Source organism: Acinetobacter sp. 243_ASPC (genome assembly GCF_001054715.1).
In the GTDB taxonomy this organism is placed as follows: Bacteria; Pseudomonadota; Gammaproteobacteria; order Pseudomonadales; family Moraxellaceae; genus Acinetobacter; species Acinetobacter soli.
The window spans coordinates 101,850-118,552 of record NZ_JVOR01000091.1 but is presented as its reverse complement, the minus strand read 5'-3'; the positions used below and the strand labels follow the sequence as shown (position 1 = coordinate 118,552).

Sequence of the window (16,703 nt, the reverse complement as noted above, 5' to 3'; positions counted from 1 at the left end):
AAATATATTAACTGAATAAAAATCAAAATAATCATTTTTAGAATTATCTAATGTCCTTGCAGACACTGGCCGACAAGGACATAGCGTGATTTATTTTTTACTGTGGACGATCTGCTTCGAGCACATCAAATAACATATCGGCAATCGAAGTACCAAACTGCGCATCGATCTCCCGGATACAGGTTGGACTGGTCACGTTGATTTCCGTGACGTAATTTCCAATAACATCGAGCCCGACAAAGACCAAGCCTTTTTCACGTAAAAATGGCCCCACTTTGGCTGCAATTTTTTTGTCATTTTCCGTGAGTGGACGTGCTTCACCTAAACCACCAGCAGCCAAATTCCCTCGCACTTCTCCATTTTGCGGAATGCGTGCTAAACAGTACGGCACTGGCTCACCATTGATCATCAATATTCGTTTATCGCCATCTACAATTTCAGGGATATAGCGCTGCGCCATGATCGGACGCGTTCCCATTTCTGTGAGCATTTCCAAAGTTGAGCCAATATTCTGCCCGCCTTGATGCAGGCGGAAAATTCCCATCCCGCCCATCCCGTCGAGCGGTTTAACAATCACATCACTATGCGCTTGAATGAACTCACGGATTAAGCTCTGCTGCGATGTTACCAGTGTCGGCACTTGTAGCTCTGGAAACTGCGTGGCAAAGAGTTTTTCGTTACAGTCACGCAGGGACTGCGGTTTATTGATGATCCACACCCCTTCACGCTCCGCCTGCTCCAAAATGTAGGTGGTATAGACAAAGTTCATGTCAAACGGCGGATCTTTACGCATCAAGATCACATCGTAGTCGGCTAGCGACTGTTTCTGCTTCTCGCCCAGTTCGTAATAGTGCTGGTAATCTTCAAATACGGTGAGAGGTGCAATCAGACCACAGGCCTTACCTTGATCGATATATAAGTCGTGCTGTAATGCATATCCCAATTGATGACCTCGTCGGCTCGCTGCCCACAGCATGGCCATAGTCGAATCTTTTTTAAGATTCACCGTTTCAATCGGATCCATTACGACAAGTACACGCATAATCTGACGCTCATCTGTTGAGTTGTGGCAAAAGTATAGCGAATTTTTTATCTCACGCCGAACAGCAGCATAAAACAACACAGATCACAAAAAAAGGCAAAGATCCGAAATCTTTGCCTTTTCAACTACAGCGCAGGAAAACTGTGACTTTCAATGTTGATGAAAGGCCGATTAAAAATCGCTTTCTTCATACATGTGAGACATGCGTTTTTGTTTGGTATTCAAATAATCTTGATTGAAAATATTCAGTCCGACTGTTAATCGCACACGATCAACCACATTGATTCCTAAATCTTGTAGTGCTTTTATTTTTAAAGGATTATTGGTAATTAATTTCACTTTTTCTACCTTGAGATGACCCAGCATAATCGAGCACATATCATAGCGACGCGCATCGGCAGGAAGGTTGAGCAATAAATTCGCATCGACTGTATCATGCCCCTGATCTTGCAATGCATAGGCGCGAATTTTATTGGTTAAGCCAATGCCACGCCCTTCCTGACGCAAATACAGAATCACACCTTGCCCTGCATCATGAATCATCTTCATCGTGGCATGCAATTGAGGACCACAATCACACTTGAGTGAGCCGAAAGCATCCCCCGTTAAACACTCTGAGTGAATGCGCACCAACACGGGTTGTCCAGAGAGATCCGCACCGCCTTTACTCAGCGCCACATGCTCTTCGCCCGTTTTGGGATCTTGAAACACATGAATGTCGAAATCACCATAAGCGGTCGGTAATTTTGATTTTGCAACGAATTCTATAGCCATGAGTTTATCCGCTTGTAAAAAACCAGTGAGATCAAACCCGGATACATCATCATTAATGACAAGATCAGGCGCTTTGAATAGCTTCTATGAAGCGACAAATCTAAATCCGAATTTAATAAGAAGAAGGCCCACTGGATTCAAAAGGTTAGTGAGTTTTTGCCGCAATATATGCAATAAAAAAGTGCTACAGCCACTGGTACATCATCATTTTCGATTTTAGGGTAACGACAGTACAGTGAATTTTTTGTGAACGCATCCAAGCGTTCGATGATAGTGATTTGTTTAGTCAGATCGGTATCAGCGTGTAGAAAATCTTACACTATTTACTTTTTACTCATAAACCATGTGAATTTGACGTGAAGACTTACATTTAAATGACCAATTTACATCGATCAAAAATAATTCTTTTATTTACAAAATTTGATCACAACTCTAACTTAAGAATAGTAAATCGTTCACGATTTATACAGGACACAATTAGAACACAGCGGAATAACAAATGCGACTGGGGAAGTTGATCACTCATTCCTTGTACCTTGTTTAACCACTCCAAACAGTGCTGGAAATAAAACTCATGAAAAAAAGTATATTGGCATTGGCACTTGCATCGGCAAGCTGCCTTTTGATTACAGGATGCAACTCAGACTCCGATAGCGATGATAACGTATCATCAAATGCTACAGGAGATACCATCATATTAACTGCAGATGGCTCCATTGCCTCTGTAAACCGCGACACGCCAGATCAGATTGTATCATCGAAAAAAATCTCCATGCTGCAAGCCAACGATCAGCTTGTGGGGATCGATTATCGTCCGAAAGATGAAAAGCTTTATGCCGTTGGCTTACAAGGTAATTTGTATACCGTCGATCCGAGTACTGGTGCAGCGACTTTCTTAAGAAAGTTAACGGCTGACCCGACAGATACCACTGATGGTAATGCGCCTTTTACTAAAATTAATGGCGATGCAGAACTGATTACGGTCAATTTTAACCCCGTGGCCGATCGTTTACGTGTCATCACCAATACAGGGCAAAATCTACGCATCAACGTCGACACTGGTGCGACGATTACAGACCTCGATATCAACCCGACCACCAGCAGTCCAGTCATTGTTGCCGCTGCCTATACCAATGCATTTGCAGGCACCGCGACCACACGCTTATTTAGTATCGACCAGACCACCGACAGCATTTACTTACAAAACGCCAATGCGGGTACACTGGGAACTTCTGCACGACTTGCAGAAGGACTGGATTTCCAAGGTGGCAGCGGTTTTGATATCGATCCAGTGAGTAATGTTGGCTATGCGGCCTTAAAAGCGGCAGGAAGCTACAAACTGTATCAAATTAATGTCGGGAATGTGGGCACCAGTAACCCTGCCGTATTTAATAGTGCGGCGCTGGCCAGCAGCTTCAATACTTCAGGCATTCGCGGACTGGCACTCAAACGTGCCAAAGATACCACCGCGACAGGTATTGGCTTAAATGCCAACAATAAGCTGGTGGTGTTCTCGTTGAGCACACCAAATAGCGTCCAAGAGCGTTCAATTAGTGGCGTACAGGTCGATGAGAAATTTATTGGTATCGATTACCGACTACGCACCACCACCGATAAGTCTGGCGTATTGTACGGTCTGACCAACAAAGCCAATCTCTATACCATCAATACCGATACAGGCGTCGCCACTTTGGTAACCCCTCTTAAGCCTGCTACGGGTAGTAGTTACGCCGGCTTACAAGGAACCTCTTTTGCAGTGGACTTTAACCCTGCGGCGGATCGCTTACGTGTGATCAGTAACACTGGACAAAGCCTGCGTATTAATGTCGATACGGGCGAAACCATTAAAGATGGTGACATTAATGGCATTGCGGGTGCAATTGTCACAGCAGCGGCGTATACCAACAGCTTCAAAACTGTAATCAGTGGCGTAGCAACCGAACTGTTTGATCTTGATCAAACCAATCAAACGCTGGTCAAACAAGATCCGCCAAACAACGGTACGATTAACCGAATTGGTGGGCTAGGAATTAGCTTGGGCACCGACAACGGCTTTGATATTGCAGGTGGTGATAACGGTCTGGCACTGGCAACAGTGGCAGGAAGTACTGGGCCTTCTGTGCTTTATCGAGTTGATATCAATACCACAACCACCAGCGATACCCGCGCACGCGCAGCAGTCAGCGTTGATGGTACGCCAAATGTGGCAGCATCGACTATTGGTACGTCAAGCACAGCGCCATTGATTGATCTGGCAATTTTGTTGAAGTAAAAAATACGCATGGGCAGACTTGCTTTGAATGAGTGAATCTGCCCCCTAAGCGTAGACTTATTTCTTAATTCCTTTCTCAACCGCACGACGATCTATAAGTCCTTATCTAGACTGACATAAAAAAACATTATTCAGCATGAAAAGCAATCACCAGGTTTTTCAAGAAACACATCCTTTTAAAAGTGATTCACATTCATTAAATTGACACTGAGTGGATTTAGCTTAAAGCACCTATAACTCATTACTGGGGGCTTTATTCATGCACGCATATTCTCGTCAATTGAGTCGCTTGTGCCTAATCTGTGGCTTAAGTTTTCTATTCATCAGTTGTAAAAATAGCAACTCTCAAAATAGCACCTCAATCTCTCCCTCTACAGCCAATTCGATCAGTGGGCTACGCTTGATTGGCGACTATAACATTGCTGCCCAAACTCAGTTTAATGGGGTTGAATTTGGAGGAATTTCTGGAATTGATCGAGACAGTGAAGGTCATTATTGGGCGATCTCGGACGATCGTGGTGAAGTCGCGAATCCTCGTGCCTATGTTTTAGATATCGCACTAGATGCCAACCAAATATCATCCATTACCATCAATAAAATGATTTATCTACATAATGAAAATAATCAATTGCATCCGATAGGCCGTAAAACTATCGATCCGGAATCGATACGAATGGCTCAAAATGGTCATGTTTATACCTCAAGTGAAGGAAATTATTCCAGCAACAGCACCGATCTGTACCAACCTTTTATACGTGAATATAGCTTAAATGGCTCAATTATTAGACAATTTGATATTCCAAAAGCTTTTTATTATCAAGATAATCTGACGCAAGGTGGACGCAGTAATAAATTATTTGAAGCGCTGACCTTAACACCCAAAGGACAATTATTTGCTGCGACGGAAGATGCCTTAATTCAAGATGGACCAATGACCAGTATCAACAATGGTAGCGTCATTCGGTTTTTAAAATTTGATATCAACACAGGACAAAACACAGCGCAATACGCTTATGATATCCCCAAAATTCCGGTAGACAGTCCACCAGAGACCTTTCGACCAGACAATGGTGTTTCAGAAATGCTGGCATTAAGTGAAAATGAATTTTTGGTGATTGAACGTGCATATGCCGATTTGGTAGGCAATACGATTCGAATTGTGAAGGCAACGATTCAGCCAAACACAACTGACGTGCGTCAAATTTCAAGTTTAGTCAATGCACAATACCAATCTATATCTAAGCAAACACTTCTTGAACTTCCGATTCAATACAACTCTATCAAAATTGAAAATATTGAAGGCATCAGTTGGGGGCCTACATTGGCCAATGGCCATCGTACACTCATTTTAGTTTCAGACAATAACTTCCAAAATCAAAAAAAATACCCAGTTTTTAGCTTTTGAAGTATTGCCTTAAATCAAATGATGCATATCTCTAAAATAAAACGATAACCGCTTAAGTGTGGATCGAGATACTGCACTCAGATGCTGGAATCATCTCGCTTGCTTTAGTGACACGACACTGTATCTTGAAACAGTTAATCGAATAGAGCACATATAACATGCAACTTTATCGCTATTTAACCGGTCCAGACGATGCCCAGTTTTGTGCAAGAGTCAGCAAAGCCTTGAATCAGGGCTGGACATTATACGGCGCACCGACCATGACATTTAACGGCACTCAGGTCATTGTAGGGCAAGCCATTACCAAAGAAGTGGATGCCGCTTACGAACCAGAAGCAGATATGCTCGAAACGCTCAAACAACATGCCTAAATTAAAAATGCCTGTCTCGTGACAGGCATTTTTAATATTTAAATCTGTTTTTAAACGGTCATTTACGCCAGCGTTGTTTCACCTACATGATGATAGGCACGGTTGAAATAAACCAAACCTTGCTCATGATGCTGCTGACGAATTGCCACAATCGGACAAATAAAAATGGTGTGTGTGCCCACTTGCTGAATTTGCTCGATTTCACAATCAAAGCTGACCAATGCATCATTTAAAACCGGCGAACCTGTTTCCAGCTCAATCCATTGGCCATGTTGAAAGCGTTCTTCAGGACTAAGCTTCGATGCAAACACTGTCGAGAGCTGCTCATGCTGGGCACCGAGTACATTCACACTCAGGATTTTATTTTTGAGAAAATGCGCGTGAGAGCTGGCAGACTGATTCATGCAAACCAATAAAGTAGGTGGTGTATCGGTCACGCTACACACCGCAGATGCAGTAAATCCGTAGCGCCCTGACATACCCGCTGTGGTCACAACGCTGACCGCACTGGATAATAACGACATTGCGTTTCGAAAGTCTGTTGCTGCAACCATTCCCATCTTCCTCAATTGAATCCTGTGCCCAACAGGCACAGGTCACCGACTGAATTTACTGATTCACCCCAAGGCATTTATATCCCCAGGATGATTAAAACGCTTAGGCTGAAAGTTCACGGCGAATAATTTCGGCACCTGCACTCAAGGCCTGTAATTTACCGCGTGCAACGTGACGTGCGAGTGGAGTCATACCGCAGTTGGTCGATGGATACAATTTATCTGCATCAACAAACTGCAAGGCTTTACGCAAGGTATCTGCCACTTCTTCCGGTGTTTCAACCGTATTGGTTGCAACATCAATTGCACCCACCATGACTTTTTTACCACGGATCAGTTCAATCAGATCCATAGGTACACGTGAATTGTGACATTCAAGTGAGATAATGTCGATCTTTGACTGCTGTAGCTTTGGAAAGGCTTCTTCATACTGACGCCATTCTGAACCAAGCGTTTTCTTCCAGTCTGTATTGGCTTTAATGCCATAACCATAGCAGATATGTACTGCTGTTTCGCATTTAAGACCTTCAAGCGCACGCTCAAGTGTGGCAACGCCCCAGTCATTGACTTCATCAAAGAATACGTTAAATGCTGGTTCATCGAACTGGATGATGTCTACACCCGCTGCTTCTAATTCTAACGCTTCTTGGTTCAGAATTTTAGCAAATTCCCACGCTAACTTTTCACGGCTCTTGTAGTGCGCATCAAATAGGGTATCGATCATGGTCATTGGGCCAGGCAGTGCCCATTTAATTGGTTGTGTGGTTTGCTGACGCAGAAACTTGGCATCTTCTACAAATACCGGCTTCTGGCGTGAAACTGCGCCGACAACCGTTGGTACGCTGGCATCGTAACGGTTACGAATTCGGACCGTTTCACGCTTTTCAAAATCTACGCCATCAAGATGCTCAATAAAGGTGGTCACGAAATGCTGACGCGTTTGTTCACCATCACTGACGATATCAATACCAGCATGTACCTGCTCTTGCAAAGACACAAGCAATGCGTCACGTTTGCCTTGTACTAGATCATCGCCTTCGAGTTTCCACGGTGACCAAAGTTTTTCAGGTTCTGCAATCCAAGACGGTTTTGGTAAGCTGCCAGCAGTTGATGTCGGTAATACACGTTTCATAATCAATAATCTTCTATCTTAAGTTAAACAGCAGCACAATTTTTTTCAGCGTAAGTCTTTTTATCCGAATGACCTGTTTCTGTGTAAGTTGCAGCCCATTGCGTCAAAATATCTTGGTACGGTTTGATGAAGTGTTCTTCTGTCCACTTGCCTTGTTTGATTGCCAACTGACTACGCTCTTCGCGGTCATACACAATGCGTGTCAATGAGAAATCTTGATGCTTTAAGCTTGGCTGATAAATTTTTCCAGCGGCTGAGTTGGCATTGTAAATTTCTGGACGATAAATCTTCTGGAAACTTTCCATGGTGCTGATGGTCGCAATCAGCTCAAGATCGGTATAATCACGTAGTAAGTCACCTTGGAAATAAAATGCCAGTGGTGCCACGCTATTTTTTGGCATGAAATAACGGACTTTTAGACCCATTTTGGCAAAATATTCATCGGTCAATGAATAAGCTTCTTGTTGATATTCCACACCCAGTACAGGATGCTCATTGGTCGTGCGGTGATAAGTCTTGGTGTTCGATACGCTTAAGCAAATTACAGGCTGCTTGGCAAAGTTCTGCTTGTAGGCTGCTGAGTTGACGAACGACTTAAAGATTTTACCGTGTAAATCGCCATAATTTTCTGGAATGCTAAACTTTGCCTGATTTTTATTATGTTCCAAGAGCAAAACGCTAAAATCGTAATCCCGAACATACGAAGAAAAGTTATTGCCCACAATACCATCTATACGCTGATTGGTTTGATAATCGATGATTGTGGTTTTTAAAATTTCAATCGTTGGAAACGTTTCACCGTTGCCTTCAACATCAATCCCGACCGAAATAATATCGAGTTCTAAGGCGTAACGATCACCATTTGGATTATCCCACTGGGCAAGATCATTGAAACGATTATTGATCATCGTCAATGTATTACGCAGATTCTCTTCACGAGCTTCGCCTCTGGCTAAATTCGCAAAATTGGTGGTAATGCGCGTATTGTCGGCTGGACGATAATTTTCGTCAAAACGAATACTCTTAATCGAAAATTCAAACGCTTTACTCATGGTGATCTGCCCCTATTCTCTATGCAGACAGTTATACCCGAAGCCTTAGATGAATAAAAATGATTTAGTTTCACAGCAAACTGAGTAAAATTCATGTTTAGCCTAATAGCCCCATAAATAAAGGCATTCAGCGATTGGCTAAAATGAATCTAAGGGTTCAGTGGACGTTTTTAATGGTGATTTATTCTGCAATCTTGATATTAATGACATTTCAGCGCACGCGATGTAATCGCAAATAAAAAAAGGAAGCCGATGCTTCCTTTTTGATTACTCAATATTAAATGCCGTATTTCAAACGGTAATCTTCCATTTTGGCTAACGCTTGAGTTTCACCTTTGGCTTCAAGATAATTCATTAAATCTTTCATGGTGATCAAGGCATGAACCGGGATCTCAAGCTCTTTTTGAACTTCCTGAATGGCAGATAATTGGCCATGACCACGCTCTTGACGATCGAGTGCCACCAGCACGCCTGCAATGGTTGCCCCTGCATTTTTTAAAATGGTGACCACTTCACGAATGGCGGTGCCTGCGGTAATTACATCATCGATAATCCAGACCTTTTTACCTTCAACCGCAGCGCCGACCAGCACACCACCTTCACCATGATCTTTGGCTTCTTTACGGTTAAAGCCCCACGGCACACTTTTACCATGCACTTGCGATAATGCCACCGCTGTTGCGGCAACAAACGGAATACCTTTATAGGCAGGGCCAAAAATGACATCGACATGCTGACATTGCATCAATTGATCGGCATAGCCTTGCGCCAGTAGCGACAATGCTTCACCATCGTTTAACAAACCTGCGTTAAAAAAATACGGACTGACACGTCCTGATTTTAAGGTAAACTCACCAAATTTAAGCACACCGCGTGATAACGCGAGTTCGATAAAGGCTTGCGGGTTAAAAGACGATGGCGTTGTCATAGGTGCTCCAGATTCATCAATTGAGGTCAAACTTGCGCATGATACCAAAGGATCAGTATCCAAGTGATGTAAAAATTCTACGAGTCGTTTCAATCAACGTAAATGGCTTACGTGCATCGGTCACTAAAGGCCTACTGGAATGGTTAGAAAAGTCCGAGGCAGACGTGGTATGTATGCAAGAAAGCCGCATCACGCATGCCCAATGGACCGATAAATTTAAACCCGAAGGCTGGTATACGCACCTGTTTCCTGCCGAACGTGCAGGTTATGCAGGTACCGCGATTTATAGCCGTATTCCCTTTCGCGCTGTTCAGGACGGTTTGGGCTTTGAACTGGCTGATTCTCAAGGTCGCTTTATTGCCGCCGAGTTTGATTTGGGCCTTGAACAGCCAGCCTATGTCTGCTCCTTGTATCTTCCGTCTGGATCTTCTGGCGATGAAGCCCAGGCGCGTAAAGATGTGTTTTTAGAGCAATACGCCCAGATCTTAAAGCAATGGCGCGATGAAAATAAATCGATCATCGTATGTGGTGATTACAACATCGTGCACAAGCGTATCGATATTAAAAACTGGTCGGGCAATCAAAAGTCGTCGGGCTGTTTACTGCACGAACGTGCATGGCTCGATCATATTTATGATGAACTCGGTTATGTCGATACTTTTCGTGAGGTTCGCCCTGAAGCAGAGCTGTACTCGTGGTGGTCAAACCGTGGTCAGGCGCGTGCTAAAAATGTAGGATGGCGAATTGACTATCATGCGTGTTCCCCAGACTGGAAATCCCGTACCGTTAATGCTTGGGTATATAAAGATGAATGGTTTAGCGACCATGCACCGGTCATTGTGGATTATCAAATTAGCTAATTCAGTGTACATACGTACACTGAATAAACGTCAAAAACCTACATTTGTTGTGGAAATTTAGTATTTTTATTTCATAGGTTTAAGCGCATTATACACACACGGCACAGGGACATGTCAGGATGACAAAGGGATAGGACGCCGTAGGACGAATACGATAACCGGATGGTTATTTCAAGGATGTGACATTGGACGTTGAAATGAGACCCGCATGATCAGGATGATTAAATGCGGGTTTTCTCTATTTAAATATCCAATTTTATTTTTATATCTTCATACTTCTTTTAAATCTATTTAAACACTGTCATGTGTCAATCTTATGACATTTTCAAACTTTTATCTGCATCTTGTTTGTCTGTATTTCTGCAAAGGTTATTCCACGTGATTACAGATTGGCGTTGCACTGGTGCTTTTTAAGATTTTTAGATAGGCTTAAGCGCTTGTGATGAGAAAAGTTGATGATCATGCTGGAAATTTACGGAATCAAAAATTGTAGTTCAATGAAAAAAGCGTTTGATGCACTCGATGCCAACGGCTTGCGTTACACATTTCACGATTATAAAAAGCAAGGTATTGATGCCGAAACCCTCGGTGTGTGGCTAGAAAACATCGGCCCAGAGCTTTTAGTGAATAAAAAAGGCACCACATGGCGCAAACTCAGCCCAGAACAACAACAAGCAGCACTTTCTGATACTGCCACACTGATTCAAACTCTGATTGAGCAGCCAAGTATCATTAAACGTCCGGTTCTCAAAACAGACTCTGGTTTTGTCGTTGGCTTCGATGCCGATACATATGCGGCATTAAAAGGCTAAACCGTTCAAAGCAAACAGCCGAATGACTCATTCGGCTGTTAATACAAATTTATGACTTCATGTACTTAGCTTACACGAACCCATGTCTGGTTACGCCCAAGTGCAGAAATACCGATGTAGCCACGTAAGTTCAGCTTTTTCCCGCCTTCGGCAATCTCACCTTTGAGTCGGTAAGTTTTACCAGTTTTTGGGTCCATGATATTCCCGCCGTCATAACTGGTGCCGCCAGTATTCTTCAGGTTGTGAACAATGGTCACGCCTTTAAGCGGTTTATTTTTGTATGGGCCTTCACACTCAGTACAGCCATTTTCTTGGCCTGGTGTAAGCACATTCTGGATGGTACCCGATAAGGTGCCATTTTTTTGCTCGGTAAATTTGACAATCGCTTTGGGTTGGTTGGTTTTATCATCAATGGTTTTCCATACCGTACCATTGAGCGGATCGGCCGCATTTGCCAAAACCGTTGCGCCTAGCAATCCTAATGCCAATGCTATTTTTTTCATTTTTGTCCAATATCCTTGTAGTCTTAACCGACAGTTATAGTATTAAAAACTCACAACAATAATGCAATTTTTGTATGTGACTATTTAGTGTAGCCTTGTTAATCGCAGGGGAAAAAACATATACATTGCGAATAAACTGTAAAAATCTGCAACACCACTATAGGTTGTAAATTATGTGGAAACAATATTTTACCGAAACAATTTTAAAAACCACGATACGAACACCAAGCCGTTTTAGCTTGCCACCCACAACGCTGCGAATTGCACTTGAGCAAATGTGCCGGATTTTTCCCGTGAATAAAACCGTGACCGTGCGTTCAGTGCGCTTGGCGGGCGTTCGTGCCGAGGAAATCAAACCGCAATCGTCTTCGACACAGCTTATTTTTCATATTCACGGCGGTGCCTTTTTTCTGGGAAGCTTAAATACCCACCGTGCCTTTATGACCGATCTGGCAGCGCGCACCCAGATGCAAATTCTGCATGTCGATTATCCACTTTCTCCAGAGGCGCGTTTTCCAGAAGCATTAGATGCTTTATACGATATTTACCATATCTTGCTCGATCAAGGTGTTTTGGCCAAAGATATCATCTTGTCTGGCGATTCTTGTGGTGCAAATCTGGCGCTCGCTCTGGCGCTGCGTTTAAAAGATAATCAGGATCCTTTACCAAGTGGCCTGATTTTAATGTCACCATTTTTAGATCTGACATTGAGTAGTGAATCACTGCGCCTAAATAAAAAGCACGATGCCTTACTCTCAATTGAAGTACTTGAAGCTGGCATTGAATACTACATCGGCTCACGTATAGCACGTGATGATCCGCGCGTTTCGCCACTTTTTGCAGATCTGTCAGGTTTGCCACCAACCTTGGTTCAGGTGGGGTCAAAAGAAATCTTGCTTGATGATGCCAAGCGTTTTCGCGATTATGCAAAAGCTGCGCATGTAAAAGTTGATTTCAAACTCTATACCGGCATGTGGCATAACTTCCATATGTTTAATGCATGGTTTGATGATGCCAAACAGGCTATTTCAGATCTTGCCGTATTTGCTCATCAACTTGATCGTGATTAAATGCAAGCTGGCATTTTGCCAGCGGCATTTCAAAAATAATAAGAAGAAATATCTGATACATCATAATAAATGCTATCTTAAACTCTGAAATCTAATAGAAGTCATGGATAATTTGGCATGACAAAAACAAATTCTAGACTTTGGTCTTTCATTTTTAGCATGTATATGAAGAATCCTATTATTAATTGGACGGTTCTTGAAAAATGCAAACTCATCATCCTGCTGTCATCTGGCATGATTTTGAGCTGGATTATCTGGAAGCTTTTTGTACTGCTACATCCAGAGCTATGGAAATATGTAAATATTAGATTAATCAAAATTGACATGTGGGTCTGCAGCCTCACATTGACTCTTTTAATTTTCTTGATGTATCTGTGTCATTATCATGCACATAAAATCTGGATCCAGAAAGTTATTCCTATTGTCACTATTTATCTGTTTGCGCTGATCCTATACCATGGCAGCTATATGACGGGTTCTTTAAGCCCCGCCACCGCAGTAGGGTATATCAGTACAGTGGTCATTGGTTTAATTTTATTTGACCGCTGGCTCATTTATATTACCTTGATTCCAGCGACCTTATTACTACTCATAACTGGCTATCTAAGCCTGAAGCAATACATTCCCTATGCACCAGTTTTTAATATCGCTGCCCTAAAACCATCACCTGCACAGCATAACTTTTGGGTGGGTAGTATGGTGTTTTTTTCAGTGCCTATCCTAATTGGCTTTTTTGGTTTATTTGAAATTTTACTTTCTCAATGGCGCGAGCGTGAATATGAAATCAAGCGTCTCAGTCAACTAGACTTTCTGACCAATCTTTTAAATCGTCGTAGCATTAACGAGGCGCTCAATACATTACAGCATGATCACACTCCCCAAAGCTATGCCATTATTTTGCTGGATGTCGATCACTTTAAGCATATTAATGATCAGTATGGACATCACACTGGTGATCAAGTGCTCATTGCAATCGCTGAATGCCTGCGCCAACACTCACGCCAGCAAGACAAAATTGGACGCTTTGGTGGCGAGGAATTTATTGTACTGTTGCCGCAAACCTCGCTTCGCGCAGCACGACAGGTTGCAGAGCGTTATAGACTCGCACTAGAAACGCTGATCATTTCGCCCTCTAAACATCTGCATATTCAGGTCAGTGCCAGCTTTGGTGTCGCAAGTTGCAACGAGGCTGAGGATAGCTCGCAAATTTTAACTCAAGCCGATCAGGCGCTGTATTTGGCCAAAGCCTGTGGTCGAAATCAAGTCAAAAGCTACACGGGTGATATCCAGCAATTTGCACATCATTGATGTGTCTTAACGCTGCGCTTCAAAAGCATGAACCTGTTGCAAAAGTTCATTTTTACTAAAGGCACCAGTCAATCTAAGGCCGCGAATTTCTTTATGCTGACGATCTAAAAACACATAAGTGGGTGGCCCTAAAATTTCCCATTGATTCAGCAATTGCTGATGAGAGGCATCATAACGGCTTAAATCCAGCTTGATCAGATAATACGGCTGAAGAGCAGTCTGTACCTCGGCATCTTTTAAAATACGATGCTCGATCGGCTGACACGCCACACACCAGTCGGCATACACATCAATAATCACGGCTTGATTGGCAGGCGCATTTTGCAAAAGCTGCTGAAAGTCTTCAGCCGTATTTGCCACATGCCATGTATTGCTTGAGGCCTGTGTGTCGGTGAGCCAACGCTGCGTATGTTGATACTGATCATAGGCGACAAACGGAATCACCAGCAGCAACAGCACCATATATAGCCACTTTAACTGGTCGCGATATTTTACGAGTCGATACACCGCGTAGATGATAAATCCGAGGCCTAACACTAAACTCAACAGCTGAATGATGACATCAGGCAACAAGGGACGAATAAAGTAAATCGCCAGCGCCAGCATAATAAAGGCAAAGATCACCTTGATCTGGTTCATCCAGTCGCCGGCTTTTGGCAAAATTTTGGTGCCCAAAAAGGTGGCAATTAACAGCGGAATGCCCATACCAAAGCCCAGACAGAACAGCAACAACGCGCCGCGAAGCTGGTCTTGGGTTTGGGCAATAAAGAGTAAGGTACCGGCCAACGGTGCCGTCATACAAGGCCCCACCAACAGGGCAGAAATAATGCCCATGACGGCTGCCCCCACAAGGGTACCACCTTGTTGTACCGATTGAATCCGATCTAACTTGTTGGTCAGTGCTTGTGGTAATTTCAGCTCAAACAAGCCAAATAAATTTAAGGCAAACATCACAAACAACAGGCTAAAACCAATAATGGTGGCCGGTTGCTGTAACCAGCGCTGAAAATTCAGACCCGCAGAAGATGCAATCAATCCCAGTACTGCATACACAGCCGCCATACTTACCACAAAGGTCAATGCCACAGCCCACGCTTTGAAACCCTTGCTTTCGCGCACAATCAAGGAGGTCAAAATTGGCAACATCGGTAGTGAACATGGTGTAAATGCAAGTAAGGCCCCCAAGCCCATAAACAACAAAACGGTATAGCCGAGTGAATGCTGTTCAAGTTGCGATGTCCATGCCTGATCTTGTGCCACTGGCGCTGTACTTGTGGGTTTGGTTGGTGTGGCCGTATCTGCTGCCGTGGCGGTGGTTTCATTTTTTGCAGATGAAAGTCCTGCAAGATCGGTCAGGCGTTTGGGTGCATTCGCAGTTGTATTTTGCGCATTGATCAGACCATCAGCATCGGTTTCAAAATCGAAGGTCTGTGGAGGGTAGCAAATCCGATCTTTGGCACAGCCCTGCCACGTTACTTGATAGTGCTGTGAAGGTTGAGTGCGAATCGAAAAATGCACCTGATCATAATAAACTTTGGTGTGACCAAAGTTGTCATCGAACTGATCAATCGCCTTCGGTAGTTTCAGGCTGAGCGGTTGATTACCTTGGCGCACCTCAAATTTGTGCTGGTATAAATAATAATTTGGCTGAATATTCCATGACAATTCAGCCTGATCCTGAGAGGTCGATTCAACATTAAACGAAAATGCCTGCTCGGGAGACAGTAATCCTTCAGCAGCCTGCGCATGTTGCACAAGCATGAAGATCAAGACAATCCATGCACCCAAGCTCGCGGCAATGTTGTTTTGTAGACGAATCGACATCTGCATAAATATTTTTACACCTTAGATTTAAAACAGGTAAGACACACCAAAACCACCGGTGTAACCGCGATCATTACCATTGAGCTGTACACCAACGCTGGCATCAAACTGGGTACGATCATTCAGTGCATAAATCACACCGGTACCTAGACCATATTCATAATCTTGACTTTCGGCTTTACGATACACAAACTCGGAAAACCCTGACCATTTGCCCCCAAACTTATAGCCCAGTGTCGGTACTGCAGTGACCGCCCAGTTGCTGTTTTGAACTTCGTAAAACATGCTGATCGAAGTTTCAAGTAAGTCGCTGTAGTCGTAGGCAACGGTCGAGCCTAGGCTATAAATATCATCATGTGCAGAAAACTCGTCATTGCCTGTAGCAATCACGGCCTGAGCCAATACTGCCATCGTGAGTCGGTCATCGTTCAGATCAATGGCTTTTTTCAAACCCACACTGATATCGCCCAAACCATGGGTTTCATTTTTAACGCCTGCACGTTTGTACTGCGACCAAAATGGCCCCTGCCAGCCCAATTGCAATTCTAAATCTTGCGTCAAACCGGTTCGTAAAAGCACGTCCCCATTGACGGTGGTCACGCGTTCTTTAGCCCCATCGACATTGGCTTCGGTGTAAGAGACCGATGGAAGTCCCTGCTCCCATGCCAATTTCCCCACTGGCGTTATACCAGTCCCAAAGCCGGTTCCGGGACGATCAAATGAAAATTCAGCCGCAAAACTACTAATGCTGGCCGTTGTACCCAATATAAAAACCAATGTTTGTAATTTTTTCATC

16 protein-coding genes are annotated in these 16,703 nt (G+C 43.5%); 7 read left to right on the top strand and 9 right to left on the bottom strand.

The features are described from left to right. Positions 1–97: 97 nt before the first annotated feature. Together gshB and ribA are read right to left on the bottom strand one after the other, a co-directional pair. Positions 98–1,042: a glutathione synthase gene (gene gshB, locus ADA42_RS11355; protein WP_004944798.1), complete on the bottom strand. Its 945-nt coding sequence runs from the start codon at positions 1,040–1,042 to the stop codon at positions 98–100. A 171-nt stretch (positions 1,043–1,213) separates the two neighbouring features. Further along, complete coding sequence (ribA, locus tag ADA42_RS11350) at positions 1,214–1,816, bottom strand: GTP cyclohydrolase II (protein WP_048765276.1); 603 nt, start codon at positions 1,814–1,816, stop codon at positions 1,214–1,216. 574 nt (positions 1,817–2,390) lie between these two features. On the opposite strand from ribA, the gene ADA42_RS11345 reads away from it, so the two are divergent. The 3 genes from ADA42_RS11345 to ADA42_RS11335 all read left to right on the top strand — a co-directional run bounded on the left by ADA42_RS11345 (position 2,391) and on the right by ADA42_RS11335 (position 5,864). Beyond that, positions 2,391–4,088 (top strand): DUF4394 domain-containing protein, encoded by a 1,698-nt coding sequence (locus ADA42_RS11345; protein ID WP_048765275.1) that lies wholly within the window; start codon positions 2,391–2,393, stop codon positions 4,086–4,088. 259 nt (positions 4,089–4,347) lie between these two features. Then, on the top strand, positions 4,348–5,493 hold the full coding sequence (locus ADA42_RS11340) for an esterase-like activity of phytase family protein (protein WP_241485703.1): 1,146 nt from the start codon (positions 4,348–4,350) through the stop codon (positions 5,491–5,493). Positions 5,494–5,651: 158 nt separating this feature from the next. Further along, positions 5,652–5,864 (top strand): DUF1737 domain-containing protein, encoded by a 213-nt coding sequence (locus ADA42_RS11335; RefSeq protein WP_004933879.1) that lies wholly within the window; start codon positions 5,652–5,654, stop codon positions 5,862–5,864. A gap of 62 nt (positions 5,865–5,926) precedes the next feature. Here the strand turns inward: ADA42_RS11335 and ADA42_RS11330 are convergent, their stop codons facing one another. The 4 genes from ADA42_RS11330 to pyrE form a co-directional block, all read right to left on the bottom strand. Beyond that, a complete protein-coding gene (locus ADA42_RS11330; protein ID WP_048765366.1) occupies positions 5,927–6,418 on the bottom strand; it encodes a flavin reductase in 492 nt (163 codons plus the stop codon). 103 nt (positions 6,419–6,521) lie between these two features. Continuing rightward, positions 6,522–7,550 carry a methionine synthase gene (locus ADA42_RS11325; RefSeq protein ID WP_048765274.1) on the bottom strand — a complete coding sequence of 343 codons (1,029 nt, stop codon included), beginning with the start codon at positions 7,548–7,550 and terminating at the stop codon, positions 6,522–6,524. A 23-nt stretch (positions 7,551–7,573) separates the two neighbouring features. Then, positions 7,574–8,602: a DUF1852 domain-containing protein gene (locus ADA42_RS11320; protein ID WP_004933869.1), complete on the bottom strand. Its 1,029-nt coding sequence runs from the start codon at positions 8,600–8,602 to the stop codon at positions 7,574–7,576. Positions 8,603–8,879: 277 nt separating this feature from the next. Further along, positions 8,880–9,530 carry an orotate phosphoribosyltransferase gene (pyrE, locus tag ADA42_RS11315; protein WP_048765273.1) on the bottom strand — a complete coding sequence of 217 codons (651 nt, stop codon included), beginning with the start codon at positions 9,528–9,530 and terminating at the stop codon, positions 8,880–8,882. A 38-nt stretch (positions 9,531–9,568) separates the two neighbouring features. Between pyrE and ADA42_RS11310 the strand changes: the two genes are divergently transcribed. Beyond that, a complete protein-coding gene (locus ADA42_RS11310; RefSeq protein ID WP_048765272.1) occupies positions 9,569–10,390 on the top strand; it encodes an exodeoxyribonuclease III in 822 nt (273 codons plus the stop codon). Between the two features lie 461 nt (positions 10,391–10,851). After that, positions 10,852–11,202 (top strand): arsenate reductase, encoded by a 351-nt coding sequence (locus tag ADA42_RS11305; RefSeq protein WP_039909803.1) that lies wholly within the window; start codon positions 10,852–10,854, stop codon positions 11,200–11,202. Between the two features lie 65 nt (positions 11,203–11,267). Here the strand turns inward: ADA42_RS11305 and ADA42_RS11300 are convergent, their stop codons facing one another. Beyond that, complete coding sequence (locus ADA42_RS11300; protein WP_004933856.1) at positions 11,268–11,705, bottom strand: DUF2147 domain-containing protein; 438 nt, start codon at positions 11,703–11,705, stop codon at positions 11,268–11,270. Between the two features lie 173 nt (positions 11,706–11,878). Between ADA42_RS11300 and ADA42_RS11295 the strand changes: the two genes are divergently transcribed. Then, positions 11,879–12,775 (top strand): alpha/beta hydrolase, encoded by an 897-nt coding sequence (locus ADA42_RS11295; RefSeq protein ID WP_048765271.1) that lies wholly within the window; start codon positions 11,879–11,881, stop codon positions 12,773–12,775. Positions 12,776–12,892: 117 nt separating this feature from the next. Further along, the gene (locus ADA42_RS11290) at positions 12,893–14,083 is read left to right on the top strand and encodes a GGDEF domain-containing protein (protein ID WP_048765270.1); all 1,191 of its coding nucleotides are present in this window, start codon (positions 12,893–12,895) and stop codon (positions 14,081–14,083) included. A gap of 6 nt (positions 14,084–14,089) precedes the next feature. On the opposite strand, the gene dsbD is transcribed toward ADA42_RS11290, so the two are convergent. Then, positions 14,090–15,913, bottom strand: a complete 1,824-nt coding sequence (dsbD, locus tag ADA42_RS11285; RefSeq protein WP_048765269.1) for a protein-disulfide reductase DsbD — start codon at positions 15,911–15,913, stop codon at positions 14,090–14,092. Between the two features lie 21 nt (positions 15,914–15,934). Next, the gene (locus ADA42_RS11280) at positions 15,935–16,702 is read right to left on the bottom strand and encodes a transporter (protein ID WP_004933844.1); all 768 of its coding nucleotides are present in this window, start codon (positions 16,700–16,702) and stop codon (positions 15,935–15,937) included. Between the last annotated feature and the right edge of the window lies 1 nt (position 16,703).